The organism is Rhodococcoides fascians A44A (assembly GCF_000760735.1).
GTDB lineage: Bacteria > Actinomycetota > Actinomycetes > Mycobacteriales > Mycobacteriaceae > Rhodococcoides > Rhodococcoides fascians_E.
The window spans coordinates 278,744-302,057 of the sequence record NZ_JMEX01000004.1 but is presented as its reverse complement, the minus strand read 5'-3'; the positions used below and the strand labels follow the sequence as shown (position 1 = coordinate 302,057).

Below are 23,314 nucleotides of genomic sequence, written 5' to 3'. Positions count from 1 at the left end.
AACTCGGGCTGATCAGGTGTCGGATGTCGGTGAGATGGACGACGCCAGCTCCACCGTCATCGTGACGCCGCCGCCGGGGGTGTCCGACACCGAGACCGATCCGCCCATCGCGTCGACGAAACCGCGGACCACGGACAGTCCGAGGCCGACGCCGGTGGTGTTGTCGGTGTCGCCGAGTCGCTGAAACGGCTCGAACACAGCGTCTTTCGAGCCGAGCGTGATCCCCGGGCCACTGTCGGCGACAGTGATGATCGTGCGGTCGCCGACGGTAGCGGCGCCGATCCGGATCGTGGTGTCAGCGGCGTGCCTGGCTGCGTTGTCGACGAGATTGGCCAGTACCCGTTCGAGCAGAATCGGGTCGGCCGCGACGGTGGTGTCACCGACGTCGACGACGAGGTCGGGTGTGCCTCGCGTAGTGGAGTCGCACGCTGCTCGCACCGCGTCCTCGACCCGAACGGTCGACAGCGTGGGCCGAACGACACCGGCGGCGAGGCGAGACGAATCGAGCAGGTTCCCGACGAGAGCGGTCAACGTGTCGGTGGACTCGTCGATCGTCGCGAGCAACTCAGCGGTGTCGTCGGCGGAGAATTCGACGTCGGTGCTGCGCAGGCTGGAGACCGACGCCTTGACAGCGGCGAGGGGAGTTCGAAGGTCGTGGCTGACGGATGACAGGAGGGCCCGCCGCAAGCGGTCACCCTCCGCCACAACCGATGCTGTGCTCGCTTCCTCGGCCAGTTCGGCTTGACGGATGAGTCCCGCCGCCTGGTTCGCGACCGCTGCGAGTACTCGTCGATCGTGTGCACCGGTTTTCGATCCGGCCAACAGCAACGCGAAATCGGCGTCCGGCGTCTCGATCGCGGTGTCGGCCGAGGGGGCGTCGATGGGCGCGTCGCTACCGACGGATTCGACGACGTCGCCCGACCGTCGAATGATCGATACTGCACGCTGCGAATAGGTTTCACGGACTCGCTCCAGCAAGGCGTGCAGGTCGCCGCCGCGCAGAACCGTGCCTGCGAACAGTGTCAACAGCTCGGCCTCCTGAGATGCACGTTTCGCCCGCGCGGCACGGCGAGCGGCGACATCGACCAGGAAGGCGACGGCGACGGCCATGATCAGCAGCACCACCGTCGTGACGAAATTGTCCGGTTCGGCAATGGTGAAACTGTAGCGGGGGTCGGCGAAGAAAAAATTGAGAAGCAACCCGGCTATCAGTGCCGACAGCGCCGCTGCGGCAACACCACCGAGCAAGGCGACTGCAAGAACCACCATGAAGAACAAGGCACTCTCGCCGCCGAGGTCGAGATAGGGGTCCACGAGCAACATCGCCAGCGCCGACAGGAACGGGACGACGACGGCTGCCGCCCAGGAGATAATCCGCCGGTGCGTCGGATCGGGTCTGATCAGTCGGGACAGACGCCACCCGCGGCTGACCTCGTCGTGCGTGACCATGTGGACGTCGATCTTCCCCGACTTCTGGATCACGGCAGCACCGATACCCTCGTCGAGAATGCGGGCCCACCGAGAGCGTCTCGACGTTCCGATCACCAACTGGGTTGCGTTCACGCCGCGGGCGAACTCCAGCAGAGTGACAGGAACATCGTCGCCGACGACACTGTGCATGCTGGCTCCGAGACGCTCGGCCAATGCGCGGACCTTACCCATCTGCGGCGCCGACACTCCGCTGAGCCCATCTCCTCGAATGACGTGCAGCACCATCAGATCCGCGGACGACTTCGATGCGATACGCCGCGCCCGACGCACCAGCGTCTCCGATTCGGGTCCACCGGTGACCGACACGACGACCCGCTCGCGCGCCTCCCACGTCTCGGTTATCCGGTGTGCCGTTCGGTATTTGGCCAGGGCCGCATCGACCTGATCGGCAATCCACAGAAGGGCGAGTTCCCGCAGCGCAGTGAGGTTGCCCTGCCGAAAGTAGTTGCTCAGTGCTGCGTCGATCTTGTCGGCGGCGTAGATGTTCCCGTGCGACAGGCGGCGTCGCAGTGCTTCGGGAGTGACGTCCACCAGTTCGATCTGATCCGCGGCTCGGACCACCGAATCAGGGACGGTCTCGCGCTGCGGGACGCCGGTGATGTGTTCGACGACGTCGTTGAGACTCTCGAGATGTTGGACGTTGAGAGTCGACACCACATCGATCCCGGCGGCAAGCAAGTCCTCGACATCCATCCAGCGTTTGCCGTTTCGGCTGCCGGGGGTGTTGGTGTGCGCGAGCTCGTCGACGAGGACCAGACCAGGTCCACGCGCGATGACGGCGTCGACGTCGATGTCCAGCGCTGTGCTACCGCGATAGTCCACGGTGCGCATCGGGACTATCTCGATTCCCTCGAGCAGGGCTGCGGTGCGCGCGCGGCCGTGGGTTTCCACCACGGCCGCAACGACATCGCATCCGCGTTCCTTCCTGCGATGCGCTTCGCCGAGCATCGCGAAGGTCTTCCCGACGCCAGGAGCGGCGCCCAGATAGATGCGCAGTTCACCGCGGGCGTCGGGGGACATCAGCTGCAGCCGGGGGCGGTCAGACCCAGCGCGACGTTGAGCTCCGGCACGTCGACTCGCTCGTTGCCGAGGAAACCGAGTTGGCGTCCCGAGGTGTACTCGTCGACGAGGGACCTCACCGTGTCCTGACTCAGCCCGTTCACCTCCGCGACTCGGGCGATCTGGATTGCCGCGTAGGCGGGGCTGATGTGTGGATCGATGCCGGATCCGGATCCGGTCACTGCGTCGGCCGGAACCTGATCCGGGTCGACGTTCTCACGTTCGGCGACCTGCACGCGTCGCTGCTCGACGAAATCGGCAAGCGTCTCGCTGCTCGGTCCCTGGTTCGAGGGAAGTGCGGCGGCAGGATCACCCGGTGCGAACGCGTCCTCGTCGGCCACCGATCCGGTGACCCGGGTGTGGAAGAACGGATCCGGCATGCCGTCCTCGACCTGAGGGTCCACGCCGATCAAGCTGCTGCCGACCACGCAGCCGGCGCTGTCGGTCAACGGCGACCCTTCCGCGGAGTCCGATCCGAGCCTGCTCACCGCCCACACCGCGGCCGGGTACCCGACGCCCAGAATCACCGTGAGTGTCAACAGGACGGCGAGTCCGGCGACGATCTGACCGAAGAACCTTTGAACGAAGCGCATGTCAGCCTATCCCTGGGATGAAACGAACAACGAGATCGATGAGCCAGATACCGATGAACGGGGTGATCACACCACCGACTCCGTAGACGAGAAGATTCCGCCGAAGCAACGTCCCCGCGTTGGACGGCACGTAACGAACGCCCTTCAGCGACAGGGGGATCAACCCGATGATGACCAGTGCATTGAAGATCACCGCCGACAGAATGGCCGATTCCGGCGTTGCCAGCCCCATGATGTTCAGCGTGCCGAGTTGCGGATACACCACGCTGAACAGTGCCGGCAGGATGGCGAAGTACTTCGCGAGATCGTTGGCGAGCGAGAAGGTCGTCAGCGCTCCCCGCGTGATCAGCAGCTGTTTTCCGATCTCGACGACCTCGATGAGTTTCGTGGGATCGGAGTCGAGATCGACCATGTTGCCGGCTTCTTTCGCGGCCGATGTGCCGGTGTTCATGGCGACGCCGACGTCCGCCTGCGCCAAGGCAGGAGCGTCGTTGGTCCCGTCACCCGTCATGGCCACGAGACGACCACCCTGCTGTTCTCGGCGAATCAGTTCCAGCTTGTCCTCGGGGGTGGCCTCGGCCAGGAAGTCGTCCACCCCGGCCTGTGCGGCAATTGCTTTGGCGGTCTTCGGGTTGTCGCCGGTGACCATGACCGTGCGGATTCCCATTGCGCGTAGTTGCGCGAAACGTTCCGCGATTCGAGGCTTGACCACATCCGACAACTCGATCACGCCGAGGACACGCGCCGAGTCGTCCTGTCCGGCGGAGGCGACGACCAGGGGAGTGCCGCCCATCTCCGCGATCGAGGTGACGGTCTCCTGTGCGTGGAAATGTAGGCCAGGGCCTACATTTCCACGCACGTGGGAGTCGACCCACGCGAGGACGGAATCCGCCGCCCCCTTGCGGATTCGAATGCCGTCCAGGTCGATTCCGCTCATTCGCGTCTGTGCGGTGAACGGGACGAACTCCGCTGACTTCTCCGATTCGGTCGGGTGCAGGGGCAATCCGAAATCGAGCGCGCACAGATCCACGATGCTGCGCCCCTCCGGCGTTCCGTCCGCGAGGGAGGACAACCGGGCGGCCGCAGCCAATTCGTCGGCCGTGACGCCTGGAATCGGATGGAGCCCGGTAGCGCGGCGGTTTCCGTAGGTGATCGTGCCGGTCTTGTCCATCAACAGAGTGTCTATGTCGCCTGCTGCCTCGACGGCGCGCCCGGACATGGCCAGCACGTTGCGCTGGACCAACCGGTCCATCCCGGCAATCCCGATTGCCGACAGCAGGGCGCCGATGGTCGTCGGAATCAAGCAGACGAGCAGCGCGATCAGTTTGACGGGATCCTGCGCCTCACCCGCGTACGCGCCCATGGGACCGATCGCGACGACGGCGAGAAGGAAGATGATCGTCAGGGACGCGAGCAGGATGTCGAGCGCGATCTCGTTCGGGGTCTTCTGCCTCGAGGCGCCCTCGACGAGAGCGATCATCCGATCCACGAACGTCTCGCCCTGCGCGGACGTGATCTCGACGACGATACGATCCGAGAGAACTGTGGTGCCACCGGTGACCGCGGACCGGTCGCCGCCCGATTCACGTACTACGGGTGCGGATTCGCCGGTGATGGCGGACTCGTCGACCGTCGCGATCCCCTCGATGACGTCGCCGTCGCCTGGGATGACCTCTCCTGCGGAGACGACCACGTGATCCCCGACGCGCAGGTCCGTACCCGGAACTTCCTCGATGCTTCCGTCGGTTGCCCGACGCTTGGCGACGGTGTCACGTTTGACGGCTCTCAGGCTGGCGGCCTGTGCTTTTCCGCGCCCCTCGGCGACGGACTCGGCGAGGTTCGCGAACAGGAGGGTGAACCACAACCATGCCGCGACGAGCCACGCGAACACCGACGGGGACAGCACGGCGAGGACCGTGCAGACCACCGATCCGACGAAGACGACGAACATCACGGGGTTGCGTGCGAGATGCCGGGGATCGAGTTTGGCCGCGGCGTTCGGCAGCGAAGTCCACAACTGACGTGGACTGAAATATCCCGACCTGACCGGTGACGGTGACGGTGACTCGTCGACGTCGGATTCGTCTGCGAGGAGCGGGGAGGTGGTGATGGTCATTGCAATGCCTCTGCTATCGGGCCCAGAGCGAGGGCCGGGAAGAATGTCAGTGCCGCAACGAGAACCACGGTTCCCAGTACCAGGACCGAGAACAACGGACCGGTGGTGGGCAGGGTTCCAGGATTCGGTGCGCTGCGCCGCTGGGTGACGAGTGATCCGGCGAGTGCCAGGACGAAAATGATCGGGAGGAAGCGACCGAGCAGCATCGCGACGCCGAGCGATGTCTGGAACCAGTCGCTCGTGACGGTGAGCCCACCGAAAGCGCTGCCGTTGTTGTTGGCAGCGGAGGCGAACGCGTAGAGCACCTCCGTGAAACCGTGGATGGAGCCGGGAGTGCCCGGTTCACCGGCGTTGCCCTGAAAACCGGTGGTGGACGACAGGATCACGGTGATCGCCGTACCGGTGAGAACCAACGCGGGCATGACGAGCACCGACAGTGCGGCGAGGGTTATCTGGCGTTGGCCGATCTTCTTACCGAGATACTCGGGTGTTCGGCCGACGAGCAGACCGCCGACGAAGACTGCGATGACGGCGAGGACGAGTAGGCCGTACAAGCCGGTTCCCACACCGCCCGGGGCGATTTCACCCAGCAGCATGTTCAGTAGCACCGCACCGCCGCCCAGTGGGGACATGCTGTCGTGTGCGGAATTGACCGCGCCGGTGGACGTACCGGTGGTCGCCACGGCGAACAACGTGGATCCAGGGATGCCGAAACGAACTTCCTTGCCTTCGAGCATCACTCCGGCGGCTTGGGCAGCCACACCGCGTGCGCCCGATTCTGCAGCAGCGGTCACCGCGAGCAGGGCGCCGAAGAGAACTGTCACCACGGCGAGCAGTGTCAGGCCTTGCTTTCGATCGCCGACCATGGTTCCGAACGTCCGGGTCAATGCCACCGGGACGAGCAAGATGGAGATGATCTGTACGACGTTGGACAACGGCGTCGGATTCTCGAACGGATGCGCCGAGTTGGCGGCGAAGATGCCGCCACCGTTGGTACCGAGCTCCTTGATGGCTTCCTGCGATGCGGCAGGAGCCAGCGCATTACCGGCCGTCGACCCGTCGAGTCCGGTGGACGCGAAACTGCTGGCGAAGGACTGCACAACGCCCTGGGTCAACAGGATCAGGGCGACTACGAAGGACAAAGGGAGCAGGATGCGAAGTGAACCGCGTACGAGGTCGACCCAGAAGTTGCCGAGTTCACCGCCCGTCCGTACGCGGACGAATCCACGGACAACTGCGATGGCCACCGAAAGCCCGACGGCCGCCGACACGAAGTTCTGCACGGCAAGTCCTACGGGCTGAGTGAAGTTCGACATCGTCGTCTCCGGCACGTAGGACTGCCAGTTCGTGTTGGCCACGAACGATATCGCCGTGTTGAACGCAACCGAGGGACTGACGCCGGGTAGGCCACCGTTCAGCGGGAGCACGCCCTGAACTCGTTGCAGCACATAAAGAAAGAACGCACTCGCAATCGAGAATCCCAGAACGGACAACGAGTACCCGATCCAGGTCTGCTGCGACCGTGAATCGATCCGACACAACCGGTAGATCCAGGTCTCGACGCGGAGGTCCGCCATCGCCGGTGACCGCACCACGGTCGCCGTCCCACCCGAGGCGGAGGCGACGTCCGGTGCTCGGTCGCTGTCGTGCGCGAACACTTTCGCCATGTAGTCGCCCAGCGGGACGTAGGCGGCCGCGAGTACGACTGCCACGACGCCGATCTGAAGGGCAGAAGCCAGAGCAGAGTTCATCGCCGTCAGAACCTTTCGGGATCGACGAGTGCAACGAACAGGTACACGATCGTTGCGGCCGCGATCACCAGCAGGATCACGCTGATTGCGCCGTCGAGTGTCATTTGGACACCCCGTTCGAGGCGATGGCCTTCAGGATCAATGCGCACACACCGAATCCGCCGGCCATGACCACGAGGTAGCCGAGATCAGCCATGAATTTCTTCGCCCTCTTTTTCGTAGCGTTCCGGCGGCCCAGTGCCTGCCGGTCGACTGCATGTCTACTGCCGTGTGTGCGCCGCGGAACGGATCCTTACGGATCCTTTACGGGACCGAACCGAGTTCTGACGCGAACAAGACGGCAGCGATGAATTTCGAGCGACACGACGGTCGGTACTGCAGACGACCTCGAAGGAGAAAGAACATGGGCACGATACGGCTGGAACTGTTCGCAACGCTCGACCTCGTGGCTCAAGCGCCGGGAGGCCCCGAAGAGGATCCCACCGGGTTTCCCTTCGGAGGATGGCAAGCACCTCTCATGCACGAACTCACCGGAGCTCAGGTGCAGGCTGCGTACGAGGGAACCGACGCGTTACTGGTCGGGCGTCGAACGTACGACATCTTCGCCGCGTACTGGCCGCACCAGGAAGGTGGTCAAGACGATTCGATCGCGACATTGTTCAACCGCGTCCCCAAGTACGTGGCGTCGCGCGGCACGCCCGATCTGTCGTGGAACGGTTCCACGCACCTGGGCTCCGACCTGGCGTCGGCGATAGGGGAGATCAAGAATCGGCACCAGGACATCAAGGTCGTCGGGAGCCTGAACTTCGTGCAGACGCTGGTGCGCGAGAAGCTCTTCGACCGCATCGATCTGTGGCTGTATCCCATAGTTCTCGGAGTGGGCAAGAAGGTGTTCGACGGTGGTGCGGTCCCCACCAACCTCGAGTTGCTGGCTCCGCCGGAGGCCACGGACAACGGCGTCACCTACCTCCAGTACGGGCGACTCGACGGCACGCCGCAGACAGGCGACATGTCCGCCGAGCGGCAGTGATTCGGAAGGCCCGGATGCACGTCAGGGTGCCCCGGACTTCTACCGGGGCACCCTGCGCGGGCTCGGAGTCGGGGTGGTGTCAGGACACGATCGCGTCGGCTTCGATCTCCACGAACAGTGCTTCGTCGATGAGTGCGCCGACTCCGAGAAGCGTCGACGCCGGACGAATCGAGGCGAAGATCTCGCCGTGGACTGCGGCGACTTCCTGCCACAGCGACACATCGGTCAGGTAGATGCGGGTGCGGATGACGTCCTGCAGCGAACCACCCGCCTCCACGAGCGCGCGTTCGATGGTCTCGAGTGCGGCTCGGGCCTGCTCGGCCGCGGTTGCTCCCTGACCGGTGGTGCCGGACACCGCAATGTGGTTGCCGATCCGGACTGCGCGGCTGTACCCGATCTTGGGTTCCCACTCGGACCCGGACGAGATGTTCTGTCTTTGGCTCATGGGGCCCAATTATGCTGCTCTACTTGTAGAACCCGTCGCGCAGGTTGATTCCGTGCTCCACCCACACCTTGAGGGCAGCGAGCATTCCCGTCCAGCCCTGGCAGTTGCCGAACGCGCTCTTCGCACCGGCAGGCGTCGGCCTCCACGAGGACTCCGTGATCGTCACGAGTGTCCTGGTGTCGTCATCGAGCGGCTCGAACTCGAAGGTCGTCGTGGTGCTCCCGTCGTCGGAGGACGTACCTTCGCCGTCCCACCTGATCACGATCCGGTTGGGTGGATCGGCGTCGATCACCTGAACGGGGAACGCGCCGGGAAAGTCGTGGAAATCCCAGGTCACCTCGGTGCCCGCGTCGAGCCGCCCGCGTGCACCTCCGGTGGTGAAGTACCTCGACAGCTGCTCGGGGTCGGCGACGGCCTCGTAGACATCGGCGACGGGTCGGGAAATTCGTCCCGACACGGTGAAGGACAGTTCGGTCAGATTCTCAGACATGTTGTATTTTTACAACATGACGGCTTCCGGGCACAAGGGTGACGACGACCGCGTGTTCAAAGCGCTTGCATCGCCGCTACGTCGACGTATGCTGGACGCCCTGAAAGAAGCTCCCCGTAGCACGGGCGAACTGTGTGCGCTGTTTCCCGACATCGACCGGACGACAGCGCTGCAGCACCTGCGAGTCCTCGAATCCGCCGAACTCGTGACCGGTCGCAAGATCGGCCGCGAGCGCCACCTCGCATTGGCGCCGCTGCCGATCAAGCGAATCTCGGACCGGTGGATAGGGGAGTACACCCGCGCCGCCGTCGACCTGCTGGGGCGCCTCGACGAGTCGTGACCGAGCCGGGGTCAGACCACAGGCGCGGTGACGGCGGCCAGTGCCTCCTCGATGACGGACACGACCGCGGCCGGCTCGGCAATCATGACCAGGTGAGGTGCACCGATCTCGACGACGGAGCGCAGCCCCGCACGTTCGTAACCGAAACGCTCCACATCGGGGTTGATGGTGCGGTCGTTGCTGCTCACGATTCCCCAGCCCGGCTTGGTCTTCCACGCTGCGACGGGCGCCGCTTCACCGAATGCCGCTGCTGCCAAGGGTCGTTGAGACACTGCGAGTACTTCGGCAGTCTCCGGCGGAATGCCGGCGGCGAAGACCTCGTGAAACGAGTCGATCTTCACCGAGACGTCGGTACCGTCCTCGGAGCCCGCGACGGGGAAGGGTGTGTAGACGAGATTGGCAGCGAGGTCGGAGTCGGGGAACCTCCCCTGCAGCTCACCGAGAGATTCACCCTCCTCGAGGGCGTAACCCGACACGTAGACCAGGCCGACGACGTTGTCTGCGGCGCCCGCCACCGTGATGACAGCGCCGCCGTACGAGTGCCCGGCCAGGAGGACGGGTCCCTCGATCGACTCGACGATGGATCGGATGTACGCGGAGTCTCCGAGGAGGCTGCGGTTCGGCACCGCGGGCACGAGAACGCGGTAGCCCTTGTCGATCAACCGTCGTGTGACTGGTGTCCAGCTTGACGCATCTGCGAAAGCGCCGTGAATCAGTACAACCGTGGGAGTGCTGGCCATGATGGTGCCTTCCGGAAGACGAGAGAACGGTGTGTTCTTAACGAAACTCTCGTCTCCCGGGCCGACGATGTCGTCGCGGCTGGCCGCCAGATACCCTGCGCGCTGGTGGGGGTTCGCCCTACCTGCCAGCAGGGGTGGCATCCGTCTCATCGGTCCGATTCGACGATTCCGTTCAACACCTCCGGTGCCATTCCGAATCCGACGAGTCGGTTCAACGGGATCGACGCCATCATGCGCACCATGTCGACGCCCAGTGCGTCGTCGGAACCCGATGGTGCGGAAGGGAACATGTCGGCCAGGGCGGGAGCGGTCCGCGGGTCGGCGAGTGCTTCTCCGAGAGTCGAGTTCATGGTCAGCGGGATCTCGACGGAATCGCCGGAAATTGCCACCGTTGCCGACGCGCGGATATCGCGACTCGACGCGCCGACGTCGACGGTGTAGTCACCGTCCTCGACGGCCCATCGGTCCGTTCGAGTTTCCCAGTAGGCGAGCGCGGATCTGTCGAGGTGAACCTCGACGCGCTCGTCGGCACCTGCATCCAGCTCGGAGGTGACGGCGAACCCTTTCAGCTCGCGGGGCGCTCGAACGAGCGTCGAATCGGGCTTGCCCACGTAGACCTGAACGACGTCGCGGCCGGACCGGGAACCGGAGTTCGTGACGGTGACCGACACGGTAACGCCGGAGTCCGTCACGGACACGTCGAGATCGGAGTATCGAAACTCGGTGTAGGACAATCCGTGTCCGAACGGATAGGTCACCTCGATCTCGCGGGCGTCGTACCAGCGATACCCGACGAAGATGCCTTCCCCGTAGCGGACGTGTGAATTCTCGCCCGGGAAGTTCAGATAGGCCGGCACGTCCTGGATTCTCTCCGGGACCGTCTCGGTCAACCGGCCCGACGGATTGACGACGCCGAACAGTACATCCGCGAGAGCGCCGCCTGCTGCCTGGCCGAGTAGGGCGCCGTCGAGGATCGCAGGGACGATCGTCGAAATCGGCTGCAGGCGAAGAACACCGCCGTGGGACAGTACGACGACGGTTCTCGGCTGCGTCCGCGCGATGGCTGTGATCAGGTCCAGCTGATCGTCGGGGATGTCGATGTCTTCGCGGTCGAATCCCTCGGACTCCTGACGTGCGCCGAGTCCGACGAACACCACGGCCACGTCCGCGTCGGCGGCAGCAGCGACCGCGTCGGCATGCAGTGAAGCGTCGGCATGCGGTGGGTTGTCGGTCGTCGTGAAGCCTTGGTGGTATGTGACGGACGATGCGTGCCGCCGGATTTCGTCGACTGGCACGTCGAGGTGGGTGGGATTGACGTGCGAGCTGCCACCGCCTTGATAACGCGGCTCCTGTGCGAACTCGCCGATCACGGCTATCCGGTGATCGGGTCGCAGAGGGAGAACGTCGCGGTCGTTCTTCAGCAGAACGACGCTCCGAGCAGCTACTTCGCGTGCCAGGGCATGATGAGCATCGAGGTCGGGCGCGGTGGCTCCGTCATTGCGGCGCACGCGTCCTGCGAGTCGGGCGACGGCCTCGGCTGCGCGGTCGACTGCAGCCATCGGAACTGCGCCGGACTTCACGGCCGACTCGACCTGTGCATCGGTTGCGCCACCGCGGCCGGGCATTTCGAGGTCCAGACCGGCCGCAACCGACGTCGGACGGTCGGCGACGGCACCCCAGTCGCTGACGACGACGCCGTCGAAACCCCACTCACCGCGCAGCACGTCCGTCAGCAGCCACGTGTTCTCGGAGGCGTAGACGCCGTTGATCTTGTTGTACGAGCACATCACCGTCCACGGGTTCGCGGTGCGCACGATGTGTGAGAAAGCGTTCAGGTAGATCTCGCGGAGCGGCCGCGCATCGACGTCCGAGCTCGACCGCATTCGATCGTGCTCGGTGTTGTTCAGCGCGAAGTGCTTCAGCGACGCCCCTACGCCGGTTCTCTGCAGACCGCTCACCCACGCCGCACCCAGGACACCTGCCACGACAGGGTCCTCGGAGAGGTACTCGAAGTTCCTGCCGCAGCGGGGGTCTCGCTTGATGTTCACGCCGGGGCCGAGAAGCACGTCGACATCGAGGGCGCGGGCTTCGACGCCGAGGGCCTCGCCGACGCGACCGACCAGTTCGGGGTCCCAGGACTGGCCCAGTCCCACAGCGGGCGGAAAACATGTTGCAGGGGCGCTGCCGGCAAGTCCGAGGTGATCCGTCGCCCCGGTCTGCTTTCGGACGCCGTGTGGGCCGTCGGTCAGCATCAGCGACGGCACGGATCCGGCAGCGCGGGTGGTCCAGAAGTCCGCTCCGCTTCCCAGCGCAATCTTGTCGGCAAGCGACATGTCGGTGATCTCGGTGTTCTGGTCCATGGCTCGCCTCGTCGTCGAAAGGAAGTGATACCAAAACAGTACGTCGCTCGGTTTTGGTCTGCAACGGACCCGCCGTACAGTTCTCCTCGTGGCTCGACGAGGTGCGTACTCGAAAGGGGTGGCCAAGCGGGAGGAAATCCTGACGACGGCCCTCGAGATCGTCGCGCGCGATGGCTACAGCAAGGCCACCGTGCGAGAACTGGCGGACGCCGTCGGACTGAGTCAGGCCGGTCTGCTCCACTATTTCGGTACCAAGGAAGTGCTGTTCACCGCGATTCTGCAGCGACGCGACGAGGTGGACGTCGACCGCGCGCTCGGTGACCCCGGCGAGGATTCCTTGGTCGAATTGGTCGAGCACAATGCGGAGGTGCCGGGCCTGGTGCAGCTGTACTCGCGATTCGCCTCCGAGGCGGCCGAGAAGGATCACCCGTCCCACGAGTTCTTCCGTGAGCGCTACCGGTTGTCTCGCGCCGGGCTTGCTGCCGAGGTCGAGCGCATGCAAGCGTCCGGTGAACTACCGTCGGATCTCGATGCCGAGCGCATCGCGATCATGATGTTCGCCATGATCGACGGACTGCAGACGCACTGGATGTTCGACCCGGAGCTCGACATGGCGCAGCATGTGTCCTACTTCTGGGAAGTACTGCGACGGGCCGGTAAGTAGTTTCCGAATCAATCAAATAGGTAAGCTCACCGCATGACGTCCACACGGTGGCTCGATAACTCCGAGCAGCACACATGGCGTGCCTATCTCGACGCGACCCGCCTGCTGGTGCGCGCGCTCGACGGGCAATTGACTCGTGACTCGGGCATCTCGTTCGCCGACTACGAACTACTGGTCGTGCTGTCCGAGGCGCCCGGTGGCAGGCTGCGCATGAGCGAACTCGCCGACGCCGTGACCACCACCCGCAGCGGCGTCACGCGCGCAACCACCAGGCTCGTGGACGCCGGTTGGGTGCACCGAGTCAAATGCGACGACGACAAGCGTGGGATGTCGGCCGAACTCACCGACGCGGGGATGGCAAAGCTCGCCGACGCCAGCCCGGGACACGTCGCTGCCGTGCGGGAGTTGATGTTCGATCGCCTGACAACCGAAGACGTCGCGTCACTGGGACAGGCATTCGATCGCATGAGGTCACACATCACCGGTTGACAGGTTCGATCACGAGCGCGGCTTGCCTGTCGACCACAGCACCCACAGGACGAGCAGCGGTTGGAACAGCAACCGGACGAAACGCTTTCCGTCCGAGTCCAGGCCGAAACCATCACGCTTGTTGACGAACTGGGCGATGTTGCCGGGAAAGATCGCGACGAAGAACGCGGCAACGAGGCGACCCAGCAGGACTCGATCCTTCTGCACGACGGCAAGACCGGCGCCGAGCATGATTTCGACACCCCCCGACGCCATCACGACGCCGTCCTCGTCGAGGGGGATCGATTTGGGCACCTGCGCGCGGAAGGTGTCGCGGGCCCAGAACAGGTGGCTGACGCCGGCGAAGACGAGGATGCCCGCCAGCGAGTAGCGGGCAACCGTGCGAGCGGGGGTGGTTTCGGGAAGTTCGGTTCTCGACATGCCCGGCCGCATACCCCGCACCGCGTGCAGTCATTCCTCGATCGTGGTGATCGGCTCCGCGGAGTCGGCGGTCAGGTGTCGTCGCCGGGGCGGGGGACCGGGGTCTCCCAGCGTCGGCGACGCTCGTCGTCGGTTTGGTCCCACCAGGGTGTGCCGCGTTCGCCGAGCGCAACCTTGGAGGCCTGAACTCCTGCCCGTGACTCCGGGGCGCCGCCCGTTGCCTTCACGTCTCGACGCCACGCCATGAGTATCGACCGTAGCTCCGCGGCTCGGTCCTCCGGAATTGCCGGGTCGGTCGCCCTCCATCGGCGACCGTTGATCACGACGTATCGACCGTCTTCGGTGCGCTCGGGGCCATCGGGCATGAAGTCGACGGTACGCATTGACATGCAAGCGCGTACTTGCCTATTGTTTTCCCATGCCCGAGGACTCGGGGACTCCCGAACTGTTCAAGGCGTTGTCTGATGCCACCCGTCGAGTGATTCTGGACGAATTGGTGCTCCGCGACGAGCAGACGCTGTTCGAGTTGTGCACCCGACTCATCTCGATCCACGGGTTTTCGTTGTCCAGGCAGGCGGTGTCCCAGCATCTGGACGTGTTGGAGGCCGCCGGATTGATTCGCTCGGAACGCAAGGGCCGCTACAAGTTTCACTATCTCGACACGTCACCGCTTCGCTCGATAGGCGACCGATGGCCGGTCGCCGGAGAACAGGAGAAATCATGAAGATCTACATCACCAGCCTCATGGTGTCCGACCAGGACAAAGCGCTTGCGTTCTACACCGACATATTGGGATTCGTCGTCAAGCACGCCATTCCGCTGGGCGAACACAAGTGGCTGACGTTGGTCGGTCCAGGCAACGAAGACGGCCCCGAACTCGGCCTCGAACCTGCGGAACACCCCGCGGTGAAGCCATTCCGCGACGCCCTGATGGCCGACGGCATTCCTGCCACGTCTTTCGCCGTCGACGACGTCCGCGCCGAATACGAGCGTCTTGTCGGCCTCGGCGTCGTGTTCACGCAGAAGCCCACCGACATGGGCCCGGTCACCGTCGCGACGTTCGACGACACCTGCGGCAACCTGATTCAGATTTCCAGCTACGCAGGCTGAGATGGAGCGCAGGCGTGGCTCGGGCGTCTAGAACGCGTCCCCGGTGCGCCACGCCATCTCCTGCAGTGTCCACGTGTTGTCGTCGGGATCGGCGAATGCCGCGTACTTCACCCCGCCCCCCACATCCTGGACGTCGTCGACCCGAACGCCGCGGTGTTCCAACTCGGCCCGCGATGCCTCGATGTCCGCGACGACCAGATGCAGCCCTTTGGTCGAACCGGGAGGCATCGAGTACGCACCGAGCCCGGTTCCCATGCTGATCGAACATGCCGACCCGGGAGGGGTCAGCTGAACCACGCGAACACCCTCCGCGGGAGTGACATCCACGTCGGCGACGAACCCGAGCTTGTCCACGTAGAACGCTTTGGCTCGATCGACGTCGCTCACCGCGATAGGGATCAGTTCCAACTTCATGTCCATGTGTCCTCCTCGAGCCCGGCACCTCGGCAGAGCCTAGCGCTGCTCTACCGGCCGAAGTCGATCTCGTCGGTCGAAACCGTTCCGGCTTTCCTTCCCGGGGCGCGCTGGTTGTCCCAGTACAGATTGGTGTGTGCGATCACCTGTTCCGGGCTCGGCGCACCCCACTCGGTCAAATCCTCCGTGGTGTGCGCGTCACCGACCAGAACGGTGTCGTAACCGCGGGTGAGCGCGCCGTGCAGTGTGCTTCTGATGCAGAAGTCCGTCTGGGCGCCCGCGACGACGATCCTGCCGACGGCCGACGCCGCGAGGACGGCGTCGAGATCGGTGTCCTCGAACGAGTCGCCGTACGTTTTGTGAATCACGGGTTCGGACGCGTCCCGTCTCAACTGTGGCACGTACTCCCAGCCCGGAGATCCCACGACGAGGTCGTCGGCCGAGTGTTGAACCCACACCACCGGCGCACCAGCGAAGCGTGCCTTCTCCACCAAGTCGACGATGCGACCCACCACGGTGTCGGAATCGATCGACGCCGCCATCACGTCGACCTGAACGTCGACGACGAGCAGCGCGGTACGCGGGCGGTCCTTCCACATCGTCATGCGACGACGATACTCAGTACACGTCGCGGACGTACCTCTTCTCGGCCGACAACGACTTGACGTAGGCGTCGGCGCTGGCTGGAGCGAGCCGACCATGCTGAGCGACAATTCCTTTGAGTGCGTTGTCGACGTCCTTCGCCATGCGTGACGCGTCGCCGCAGACGTAGAAGTGTGCGCCCTCCTGGAGCCACTTCCACAGCGTAGGACCGTGCTCGACCATCCGATCCTGCACGTACACCTTGGATGCCTGATCCCGAGAGAACGCGACGTCGAGGCGCGTGAGGGAACCGTCGTCGAGCATCGTAGTCAGCTCGTCGCGGTAGTAGAAGTCCGTTGCGGCATGTTGCTCACCGAAGAACAGCCAGTTCGGGCCGGTGTGGCCGAGAGCGCGCCTCTCGTGCAGGAAGGCGCGGAAAGGGGCGATTCCCGTCCCTGGTCCGACCATGATCATCGGTACGGTCGGGTCCTCCGGGGGTTTGAAATGCGCCGACTTCTGAACGAAGATTCCCACGTCCTCACCCTCGGCGTGGTCGGCGAGATACGTCGAACACACACCGCGACGCGGTATGCCGTGCACGTTGAACCGCACCGTGGACACGGTCAGTTGCACTTCGCTCGGGCTTTCCTTCGGGCTCGACGAAATGGAGTACAGCCGCGGCTGCAGCGGCTTCAGTACCGTCAGCCACTGGTCCACGTCCGCTGTCACCGGAGCGTGAGCCAGTACGTCGATGGACTGCCGACCCCACATCCAGTCCGCGAGCGCACTCTTGTTCTCCGGCATCAGCATTCGTTCGAGGTCGGCGTCGTTGGTGCGGGAGTGCACGAACTTCAGCAGGTCCGGTGTGGCCTTCGCGATCTCGAGCCGGTCGCGGAGAGCGATGCGAAGCGGCATCGACTCGTGCCCGGCAAGGTCGACGACGGTGTCTCCGTCCAGACCCGTTGCGCCCAGCCATTCCTCGACCAACACGTCACTGTTGCGCGGCCAGACGCCGAGCGCGTCACCCGCCGAGTAGGTGAGCGTGCCTTCCGGCAAGTGGAATCCGAACTGCCTGACGTCCTTGCTCGAGCCGGCCGCGCTCAGTGGGGTGTTTCGTACCAGTGCAGTGGGCAGCGGCGCCTTCTTGCCGTACGACGGCGCTCCGGCGGCCGATGCTGACGTCGGAGCGATCACGGCCGGCGGGACGGGCTGCGATGCCGTGTTCAGCTTGGCCAGCACCCGTTCGAGCCACATCGCCGACGCTTCCTCGTGGTCGGGTTCGCAGTCGACTCGGCCCACGAGGCGTTCGCCGCCGAGATCGGCCAATCTGCTGTCGAGTCGACGCCCGTTGCCGCAGAAGTCGTCGTAGTTTGAGTCTCCGAATGCGAGGACCGAAAAGCGGTGTCCGGTCAGATCCGGGGCGTCGTCCCCGCTGAGTCCGTCGAGGAACGTCGCGCCGTTGTCGGGTGCGTCACCGTCACCGGTCGTGCTGCTGATCAGCAGCACGTCTGTGTACTGCGACAGACGAGCGGCCGGAAAATCGTCCATGACGTGCTCCGTCACCGCGATGCCGGCGTTCCTCAACGCATCCACGCTGGAGTAGGCGAACTCCTCGGCCGTGCCGGTCTGCGACGCCCACAGGACGAGCACCGCTGCCTTGCCCGATGCATCCCGCCCGAGCGCGTCGCTCCCCGCCCGTGCGTCCAGTGCGGCTACGTCCTGGCGCGAGAACAGGCCTGCGAGCAGTCCTTCCACCCACGCTCGGGTCTCGGGGGAGAGGGGAGTAGTGGCGGGCAACATGGGAGTGCCGGCCAACGAACCGTCCGCGCGGAGACCGGCGAGAAGGCCTGCGATGTAACGCTGTTCGTGCACGGGAAGTGGTAGCGCCGGTCCGGCGTGATCGCCGACCAGGCCGGCCAACGCGTCGACTGCCGAAGGCGAAGCGGAAGCGGGCACGGGGTCGCTTTTCTCGACGGCCCCGGCAACCTTGGTCAACGTCACGGCGCACACCTTGAACTCGGGCTGTTGGGACAACGGATCGATCGCATCGTTGGTCACGGCGTTGATGGACAGGTATTCACCGAAGGAGTCGTTCCAGTGGAACGGCGCGAAGCAGTCTCCAGGTCGGACGCGATCGCTGATCACGGCAGGCAGCACTGCTCGGCCACGCCGGGACGCTACTTCGATCCGGTCGCCGTTCGCAGCGCCGAGCCGTTCGGCATCGAGGGGATGAAGTTCGACGAAGGGACCAGGGTTCAGCTTGTTCAGTTTGGCCACCTTTCCGGTTTTCGTCATGGTGTGCCACTGGTGCTGAAGTCGGCCGGTGTTGAGCAGGAACGGGTAGTCGTCGTCGGGCATCTCCGCCGGTGCCATGGACGGTCGAGCGAAGAATTGCGCTCGGCCGGTCGGCGTCGGAAATGACAGGCGCGGAACCGATCCGTCGCTCAGCACGCGCTGAGTCTGGCTGATTCCGTCGTTGACGTAGCGAATGGGATGCCGGTCGGCGTCGTCGTCCGGCGGGCACGGCCACTGCAACGAGGTGGCGCGCAGACGGTCGTACGTCGCTCCGCGCAGGTCGTACCCGGTTCGCGGATTGGAGAACTGTTTGATCTCCTCGAAGATCTCCTCGGCGCTCGAATAGGTGAAAGCGTCGGCGAATCCGAGCTCGCACGCCATCGCTGCGATGATCTGCCAATCCGGCAACGCCTGCCCCGGAGCGTCGACGGCCTTCTGGAACAGTGTGAGGTTGCGTTCGGAGTTGATCATGACACCCTCCGATTCCGTCCACAGTGCGGCGGGAAGGACGACGTCGGCGTATCCGTTGGTCTCGTTGTCCGCGAACACATCCTGAGTGATCACCAACTCGGCACGTTCGAGTCCGGCAATGACTGTCTTCCTGTTTGCCACCGAGGCAACAGGATTGGTGCAGATGATCCAGCATGCCTTGATGTCGCCGTCGGCCATGCGTGAGAACATGTCGATGGTGCCGCCGCCGACCTCGGTGCGGAGTGTTCCCGGAGGAAGATCCCACCGGTTCTCCACGAACGTCCGATCCTCCTCCGACAGCACGGACCGCTGACCCGGTAGACCGGGGCCCATGTACCCCATCTCGCGGCCGCCCATGGCGTTCGGCTGACCGGTCAGAGAGAACGGACCACTGCCGGTACGGCAGATCGCCCCGGTCGCCAGATGTAGATTGATCACGGCGTTCGTGTTCCAGGTTCCGTGCGTCGACTGGTTCAAACCCATTGTCCAGCAGCTCATCCAGTTGCCGGCCTCGCCGATCCACGTCGCGGCCGTCCGTAGTGCCTGCTCGTCGATGCCGGTTCTCCTGCTCACATCGGCCGGCGTGTACTCGGCGAGGAAGCTCTCCATGGCGTTCCAGCCGTCGGTGAACTCGTCGACGAACTCGCGATCCACGTGACCGTCGGCGACCAGAAGGTGCAGGAGACCGTTCAACAGGTCCAGGTCGGTTCCGGGGGTGATCTGCAGATGCAGGTGAGCTTTGTCCGCTGTTGCGTTGCGCCGAGGATCGACCACGATCAGCTTGGCGCCCTGCTTGACCCGATCCATCATGCGTAGGAACAAGATGGGGTGACAGTCGGCCATGTTCGCCCCGGTGACGAAGAACACGTCCGCGTGATCGAAATCCTCGTACGAGCCGGGAGGGCCGTCCGCTCCCAACGATTGCTTGTAGCCGGTACCTGCGCTGGCCATGCAGAGTCGCGAGTTGGATTCGATCTGGTTGGTGCCGATGAAACCCTTGGCCAATTTGTTCGACAGATACTGCGCCTCGAAGGACATCTGCCCGGACACGTAGATCGCAACGGAGTCGGGTCCGTGTTCGTCGAGGATCGCCCGCAGCCTCCGCGCCGTCTCCTCGATCGTCCGACGTGTGTCCGAAGGCATCGGGTCGTCCCCACGCCTGGCTCTGGTCAGCGCAGTGGTGAGGCGCCCGGGAGCCAGCAGCATGTCCGACGTCGTCGAACCCTTCGTGCAGAGTCGGCCGAAGTTCGACGGATGAGACTTGTCTCCGACGGACTTCTCGACCGTCGCCGGGCCGTCGGGTCCCCGGGTGATCTGCAACGTCATTCCGCATCCAACGCCGCAGTACGCGCACACCGTCTTGACGGTGTCCACACTGACGTCGACTGTTTCTGTTGCCACGAACCCACGATCATCGTCCGAGGATTCCCATCGATGACCTGTCGGTTAGGCCGATGTGACGTTGTCCTCACGGCTGCCCGGTGCACGACGTGAAGTCGACCGGATCGGATCCGGACGAATCCGATGAATGGGATATTTCCGCTGGTAGACGCTTTGACTTGCGCGAGTACTCCTGCGAGAGTAGTTCCGTGTCGTCCATCCGCCTGTTCATCCTGGGGTCTCTTGCCCAGCGTGGTGAGATGCACGGCCATCACCTCAAATTGCTGGCCGAGGAAGAGCACGTCCACATGTGGACCGACATCTCCGTCGGCGGGCTGTACGGCGCGCTGAAGCGGTTGCATGCCGAAGGTCTGATTTCCGATGTACGCACCGAGCAGGAAGGCAACTTCCCAGCTCGCCAGGTGTACGGCATCACCGAGGCCGGTCGCGTCGCACTGAGCGAACTCAGACGTGACGGACTGACCGACTACGCGCTACGACCCGATCCGTTCGACCTGGCCCTGAGCAGGCTCGACCCCGACCGTCTCGACGAGCTTCCCGGCATCGTCACCGGGCGCATCGCGATGCTGAAAGAACTACTGCACACCGCCCGAGAAGCAAATGCACGGGCGCGGCCGTACTTGTCGAGGGCCGAGACGTTCGCTCTGGAACATCGCGAGAAACGCCTGCACGCAGAAATCGACTGGCACGAAAGCCTCGTCGACGCCTTACCCGACCTCGTCGCCGAGGAACGTGCACGCACACACTTTCCGCCACCACGTCACTCACCGCCATCACACCGATCGAAGGGCTCTTCCACACCATGACCGAAATCAACTCACGAGCTTCGGCACCGGCCGCGGTGGTGCCGCGCCGCTCATGGCAGGCGCTGGTGGTGCTGCTGCTCGGAATGTTCATGGCGCTGCTCGACACCACCATCGTCAACGTCGCACTCCCGACCATCGAAACCAGTCTCGACGCGTCCGAGGCCACGCTGTCCTGGATCATCTCCGGGTACGCCCTCGCGTTCGGGCTTGCGCTCATTCCAGCTGGAAAAGTAGGTGACCGAATCGGTCACAAATGGGTGTTCTTCGCCGGATTGGCACTGTTCACCGTGGCCAGCTTCGCATGTGGGTTGGCTCAGAACGACATTCAACTCGTCGTCGCCCGTATCGTCCAGGGACTGGCCGGTGGCATCTTCGTCCCCGCCGTGACCGCGTTCATCCAGCTGCTGTTCCCAGGGCAGGTGCGGGGCAAGGCCTTTGCGATCATGGGCGCAGTCATCGGCGTCTCCACCGCGCTCGGTCCCATAGCAGGCGGTCTCATCATCGAGGCGTTCGGAAACGAGAACGGTTGGCGCGGAGTGTTCTGGGTCAACCTGCCCATCGGCATCGTCGGACTGATCGCCGCCGCGGTTCTGCTGCCGAAGCGATCCGAGACGGAGACCACGCCGCAATCCGGAATCGACTGGGTGGGCCTCGTTCTCGTCACCGCAGGTCTCGTCGCGCTGCTCGTACCGCTGATCGAAGGCCAGGACCAGGGCTGGCCACTGTGGACGTATCTGACGCTCGTCGCAGGTGTGCTGTTGATCGCTGCGTTCGCCGTATGGGAAGTCCGATACACACGACGCGGACGCAACCCGCTGGTGCCGCCCAAGCTTTTCACCCACCCGGCCTTCACCGGTGGCACCATCCTGGCGCTCGTGTACTTCGCGTCGTTCACCAGTATCTTCTTCACGCTGTCGCTGCTGTGGCAATCAGGTCTGGGCAACTCCGCGCTGTCGTCGGGAGCAGTGATGCTGCCGTTCGCAATCGGAAGCATCATCGCGTCGTCGCAGAGCAACAAGCTCACCCAACGCCTCGGGCGCACAGTATTGCTGCTCGGGACGTCGTTCGTCGCCATCGGTCTGATCTGGATCTGGATCGTTCTCGCGACCACCGAGGCCGCAGACCTCACCAACTGGAAACTGCTGCTGCCCTTGTTCATCGGCGGACTCGGCAACGGCGCCTTCATCGCACCGAACGCGCAGTTCATCGTCGCGACGGTCGACCGTCAGGATGCGGGAGCGGCCAGCGGCGTGATCTCGACGATGCAGCGCATCGGCAGCGCCGTCGGCATCGCGGTGATCGGCAGTGTCCTCTTCGGATCGCTGACGATCACCGGCCCCGACACCGTGGCCAGCGGATTCATGCACGCCGCGTCCGTCGCAATGGCCGTCAGTGCGGCATTCGGTGTCGCGGCACTGCTGCTCGTCTTCGCTCTGCCCAAGCGAGTCGACGCACCAGGGCCACCTGTCCGGAGTGAGTGACCCCTACTAGGGGAGGCTGCGCTTGTGCGCTTCGATCACCGATCGCGCAAGCGCAGCGATCTTCACGTTCATGTCCTGCGACGTCTTGCGCAGCATCTCGAACGCCTGATCGTCGCCGACGTCGTGCGTCGCCATCAGAAGGCCGATCGCCTTGCCGATCTCACGGTTGCTCTCCAACCCGGCACGCAGGGTGCTGGCTTCCTCGCCGCTCGCGATCGCCGACACCGTCACCGCGGCGAACGCCGAGATCACGATGGCGCGATCCGCGACGGCACCGTCGAACGCCCCAGGGGTGTCACTGAACAGGTTGAGCGCGCCCACCTTCTTGGTGCCCAGCAACAACCGAAAACCCATCGCTCCGCGGACCGGAGTCCGCGTCACCACGCCTCGCGCAAGCGCCGGCCACTGCGTCGGCGACAGGAAATCGGGTTCGATCTGAGCAGATTCCTGCTCGATCGCGTCCAGACACGGGCCCTCGCCGGTGGCGCGCTCGATGTCGTCCACCGTCCGCGCCACCTGATCGGACGCACCCACAGTGACCGGCTGACCCCGCTGAACGACCATCAAACTCGCATGGTCACACCCGTCGACCAGCAGCGTCGCAGCAACACAGATGGCTGAGTACACCTCGTCGGCGCTGGTACCGCGATACACGATGTCCGCAAGAGCCGCGAACACCGTCGCCGGATCGGTCGACGCGATTCCGTTGGCGTGTAAATCACCGGTCATGAACACTCCGATCGGGGTGTGCGGATATCGCACAGGG

General features: G+C 64.4%; 23 protein-coding genes. 8 read left to right on the top strand and 15 right to left on the bottom strand.

The genetic code is table 11. The features are described 5' to 3' along the window. Window positions 1–12: 12 nt before the first annotated feature. Genes BH95_RS02405 through BH95_RS02385 form a run of 5 tightly spaced genes read right to left on the bottom strand, consistent with a single transcriptional unit; the run spans window position 13 to window position 7,114 of the window. Window positions 13–2,511: a sensor histidine kinase gene (locus BH95_RS02405; RefSeq protein WP_037180865.1), complete on the bottom strand. Its 2,499-nt coding sequence runs from the start codon at window positions 2,509–2,511 to the stop codon at window positions 13–15. Continuing rightward, window positions 2,511–3,143 carry a potassium-transporting ATPase subunit C gene (locus tag BH95_RS02400; protein WP_037180861.1) on the bottom strand — a complete coding sequence of 211 codons (633 nt, stop codon included), beginning with the start codon at window positions 3,141–3,143 and terminating at the stop codon, window positions 2,511–2,513. The genes BH95_RS02405 and BH95_RS02400 overlap by 1 nt, the downstream gene beginning before the upstream one ends. A gap of 1 nt (window position 3,144) precedes the next feature. Beyond that, window positions 3,145–5,259 (bottom strand): potassium-transporting ATPase subunit KdpB, encoded by a 2,115-nt coding sequence (gene kdpB / locus BH95_RS02395; protein ID WP_037180858.1) that lies wholly within the window; start codon window positions 5,257–5,259, stop codon window positions 3,145–3,147. Next, the gene (kdpA, locus tag BH95_RS02390; protein ID WP_033190474.1) at window positions 5,256–7,010 is read right to left on the bottom strand and encodes a potassium-transporting ATPase subunit KdpA; all 1,755 of its coding nucleotides are present in this window, start codon (window positions 7,008–7,010) and stop codon (window positions 5,256–5,258) included. The genes kdpB and kdpA overlap by 4 nt, the downstream gene beginning before the upstream one ends. A gap of 5 nt (window positions 7,011–7,015) precedes the next feature. Beyond that, window positions 7,016–7,114: a potassium-transporting ATPase subunit F gene (locus BH95_RS02385; protein WP_019667462.1), complete on the bottom strand. Its 99-nt coding sequence runs from the start codon at window positions 7,112–7,114 to the stop codon at window positions 7,016–7,018. 299 nt (window positions 7,115–7,413) lie between these two features. Here BH95_RS02385 and BH95_RS02380 point away from each other — a divergent pair, with 299 nt between their 5' ends. Beyond that, window positions 7,414–8,040: a dihydrofolate reductase family protein gene (locus BH95_RS02380; RefSeq protein WP_037180855.1), complete on the top strand. Its 627-nt coding sequence runs from the start codon at window positions 7,414–7,416 to the stop codon at window positions 8,038–8,040. A gap of 79 nt (window positions 8,041–8,119) precedes the next feature. Here BH95_RS02380 and BH95_RS02375 read toward each other — a convergent pair whose 3' ends face one another. Beyond that, on the bottom strand, window positions 8,120–8,485 hold the full coding sequence (locus BH95_RS02375; protein ID WP_019667458.1) for a RidA family protein: 366 nt from the start codon (window positions 8,483–8,485) through the stop codon (window positions 8,120–8,122). A gap of 19 nt (window positions 8,486–8,504) precedes the next feature. Then, window positions 8,505–8,975, bottom strand: coding sequence for an SRPBCC family protein (locus tag BH95_RS02370; protein ID WP_019667457.1), 471 nt, complete (start codon window positions 8,973–8,975; stop codon window positions 8,505–8,507). 16 nt (window positions 8,976–8,991) lie between these two features. Here BH95_RS02370 and BH95_RS02365 point away from each other — a divergent pair, with 16 nt between their 5' ends. After that, on the top strand, window positions 8,992–9,315 hold the full coding sequence (locus tag BH95_RS02365; RefSeq protein ID WP_244164783.1) for an ArsR/SmtB family transcription factor: 324 nt from the start codon (window positions 8,992–8,994) through the stop codon (window positions 9,313–9,315). An 11-nt stretch (window positions 9,316–9,326) separates the two neighbouring features. On the opposite strand, the gene BH95_RS02360 is transcribed toward BH95_RS02365, so the two are convergent. Both BH95_RS02360 and BH95_RS02355 read right to left on the bottom strand, forming a co-directional pair. Next, the gene (locus tag BH95_RS02360) at window positions 9,327–10,205 is read right to left on the bottom strand and encodes an alpha/beta fold hydrolase (protein ID WP_230594139.1); all 879 of its coding nucleotides are present in this window, start codon (window positions 10,203–10,205) and stop codon (window positions 9,327–9,329) included. Further along, window positions 10,202–12,415 (bottom strand): glycoside hydrolase family 3 C-terminal domain-containing protein, encoded by a 2,214-nt coding sequence (locus BH95_RS02355; protein ID WP_019667454.1) that lies wholly within the window; start codon window positions 12,413–12,415, stop codon window positions 10,202–10,204. The genes BH95_RS02360 and BH95_RS02355 overlap by 4 nt, the downstream gene beginning before the upstream one ends. Window positions 12,416–12,503: 88 nt before the next feature. Between BH95_RS02355 and BH95_RS02350 the strand changes: the two genes are divergently transcribed. Continuing rightward, a complete protein-coding gene (locus BH95_RS02350; RefSeq protein WP_230594140.1) occupies window positions 12,504–13,079 on the top strand; it encodes a TetR/AcrR family transcriptional regulator in 576 nt (191 codons plus the stop codon). A gap of 33 nt (window positions 13,080–13,112) precedes the next feature. Beyond that, the gene (locus tag BH95_RS02345; protein ID WP_019667452.1) at window positions 13,113–13,568 is read left to right on the top strand and encodes a MarR family winged helix-turn-helix transcriptional regulator; all 456 of its coding nucleotides are present in this window, start codon (window positions 13,113–13,115) and stop codon (window positions 13,566–13,568) included. Between the two features lie 9 nt (window positions 13,569–13,577). On the opposite strand, the gene BH95_RS02340 is transcribed toward BH95_RS02345, so the two are convergent. Next, window positions 13,578–14,000: a DoxX family protein gene (locus BH95_RS02340; protein ID WP_037141849.1), complete on the bottom strand. Its 423-nt coding sequence runs from the start codon at window positions 13,998–14,000 to the stop codon at window positions 13,578–13,580. Window positions 14,001–14,059: 59 nt separating this feature from the next. Beyond that, window positions 14,060–14,353 carry a hypothetical protein gene (locus BH95_RS02335; RefSeq protein WP_026348192.1) on the bottom strand — a complete coding sequence of 98 codons (294 nt, stop codon included), beginning with the start codon at window positions 14,351–14,353 and terminating at the stop codon, window positions 14,060–14,062. Window positions 14,354–14,406: 53 nt separating this feature from the next. Between BH95_RS02335 and BH95_RS02330 the strand changes: the two genes are divergently transcribed. Continuing rightward, window positions 14,407–14,712: an ArsR/SmtB family transcription factor gene (locus BH95_RS02330; RefSeq protein WP_019667449.1), complete on the top strand. Its 306-nt coding sequence runs from the start codon at window positions 14,407–14,409 to the stop codon at window positions 14,710–14,712. After that, on the top strand, window positions 14,709–15,098 hold the full coding sequence (locus BH95_RS02325) for a VOC family protein (RefSeq protein ID WP_019667448.1): 390 nt from the start codon (window positions 14,709–14,711) through the stop codon (window positions 15,096–15,098). Before BH95_RS02330 ends, BH95_RS02325 begins: the two co-directional genes overlap by 4 nt. A 27-nt stretch (window positions 15,099–15,125) precedes the next feature. Here the strand turns inward: BH95_RS02325 and BH95_RS02320 are convergent, their stop codons facing one another. From BH95_RS02320 to BH95_RS02310, 3 genes are read right to left on the bottom strand one after another with little or no spacing between them, the layout of a single operon-like run. Continuing rightward, entirely contained in the window at window positions 15,126–15,518 is a 393-nt protein-coding gene (locus tag BH95_RS02320; protein ID WP_019667447.1) for a VOC family protein, read from the bottom strand. Between the two features lie 44 nt (window positions 15,519–15,562). Further along, the gene (locus BH95_RS02315) at window positions 15,563–16,117 is read right to left on the bottom strand and encodes an isochorismatase family protein (protein WP_037180850.1); all 555 of its coding nucleotides are present in this window, start codon (window positions 16,115–16,117) and stop codon (window positions 15,563–15,565) included. A 13-nt stretch (window positions 16,118–16,130) separates the two neighbouring features. After that, window positions 16,131–20,261 carry a bifunctional nitrate reductase/sulfite reductase flavoprotein subunit alpha gene (locus BH95_RS02310; protein WP_037180847.1) on the bottom strand — a complete coding sequence of 1,377 codons (4,131 nt, stop codon included), beginning with the start codon at window positions 20,259–20,261 and terminating at the stop codon, window positions 16,131–16,133. Window positions 20,262–20,449: 188 nt separating this feature from the next. Here BH95_RS02310 and BH95_RS02305 point away from each other — a divergent pair, with 188 nt between their 5' ends. Beyond that, entirely contained in the window at window positions 20,450–21,067 is a 618-nt protein-coding gene (locus BH95_RS02305; protein ID WP_244164779.1) for a PadR family transcriptional regulator, read from the top strand. Then, the gene (locus BH95_RS02300) at window positions 21,064–22,548 is read left to right on the top strand and encodes a DHA2 family efflux MFS transporter permease subunit (RefSeq protein WP_020111608.1); all 1,485 of its coding nucleotides are present in this window, start codon (window positions 21,064–21,066) and stop codon (window positions 22,546–22,548) included. Before BH95_RS02305 ends, BH95_RS02300 begins: the two co-directional genes overlap by 4 nt. Before the next feature lie 6 nt (window positions 22,549–22,554). On the opposite strand, the gene BH95_RS02295 is transcribed toward BH95_RS02300, so the two are convergent. After that, window positions 22,555–23,277: a GAF and ANTAR domain-containing protein gene (locus tag BH95_RS02295; protein ID WP_170947465.1), complete on the bottom strand. Its 723-nt coding sequence runs from the start codon at window positions 23,275–23,277 to the stop codon at window positions 22,555–22,557. Window positions 23,278–23,314: the final 37 nt, after the last annotated feature.

Bases quoted from the DNA above. Each gene is read 5' to 3' on its own strand.
- BH95_RS02380 (WP_037180855.1), top strand. From the start codon at position 7,414: ATGGGCACGATACGGCTGGAACTGTTCGCAACGCTCGACCTCGTGGCT.
- BH95_RS02300 (WP_020111608.1), top strand. From the start codon at position 21,064: ATGACCGAAATCAACTCACGAGCTTCGGCACCGGCCGCGGTGGTGCCG.
- BH95_RS02405 (WP_037180865.1), bottom strand. From the start codon at position 2,511: ATGTCCCCCGACGCCCGCGGTGAACTGCGCATCTATCTGGGCGCCGCT.
- BH95_RS02355 (WP_019667454.1), bottom strand. From the start codon at position 12,415: ATGGACCAGAACACCGAGATCACCGACATGTCGCTTGCCGACAAGATT.
- BH95_RS02340 (WP_037141849.1), bottom strand. From the start codon at position 14,000: ATGCGGCCGGGCATGTCGAGAACCGAACTTCCCGAAACCACCCCCGCT.
- BH95_RS02385 (WP_019667462.1), bottom strand. From the start codon at position 7,114: ATGACACTCGACGGCGCAATCAGCGTGATCCTGCTGGTGATCGCGGCC.
- BH95_RS02345 (WP_019667452.1), top strand. From the start codon at position 13,113: ATGACGTCCACACGGTGGCTCGATAACTCCGAGCAGCACACATGGCGT.
- BH95_RS02375 (WP_019667458.1), bottom strand. From the start codon at position 8,485: ATGAGCCAAAGACAGAACATCTCGTCCGGGTCCGAGTGGGAACCCAAG.
- BH95_RS02315 (WP_037180850.1), bottom strand. From the start codon at position 16,117: ATGACGATGTGGAAGGACCGCCCGCGTACCGCGCTGCTCGTCGTCGAC.
- BH95_RS02400 (WP_037180861.1), bottom strand. From the start codon at position 3,143: ATGCGCTTCGTTCAAAGGTTCTTCGGTCAGATCGTCGCCGGACTCGCC.
- BH95_RS02320 (WP_019667447.1), bottom strand. From the start codon at position 15,518: ATGGACATGAAGTTGGAACTGATCCCTATCGCGGTGAGCGACGTCGAT.
- kdpB (WP_037180858.1), bottom strand. From the start codon at position 5,259: ATGACCATCACCACCTCCCCGCTCCTCGCAGACGAATCCGACGTCGAC.
- BH95_RS02330 (WP_019667449.1), top strand. From the start codon at position 14,407: ATGCCCGAGGACTCGGGGACTCCCGAACTGTTCAAGGCGTTGTCTGAT.
- BH95_RS02370 (WP_019667457.1), bottom strand. From the start codon at position 8,975: ATGTCTGAGAATCTGACCGAACTGTCCTTCACCGTGTCGGGACGAATT.
- BH95_RS02335 (WP_026348192.1), bottom strand. From the start codon at position 14,353: ATGCCCGATGGCCCCGAGCGCACCGAAGACGGTCGATACGTCGTGATC.
- BH95_RS02295 (WP_170947465.1), bottom strand. From the start codon at position 23,277: ATGACCGGTGATTTACACGCCAACGGAATCGCGTCGACCGATCCGGCG.
- BH95_RS02325 (WP_019667448.1), top strand. From the start codon at position 14,709: ATGAAGATCTACATCACCAGCCTCATGGTGTCCGACCAGGACAAAGCG.
- kdpA (WP_033190474.1), bottom strand. From the start codon at position 7,010: ATGAACTCTGCTCTGGCTTCTGCCCTTCAGATCGGCGTCGTGGCAGTC.
- BH95_RS02360 (WP_230594139.1), bottom strand. From the start codon at position 10,205: ATGAGACGGATGCCACCCCTGCTGGCAGGTAGGGCGAACCCCCACCAG.
- BH95_RS02365 (WP_244164783.1), top strand. From the start codon at position 8,992: ATGACGGCTTCCGGGCACAAGGGTGACGACGACCGCGTGTTCAAAGCG.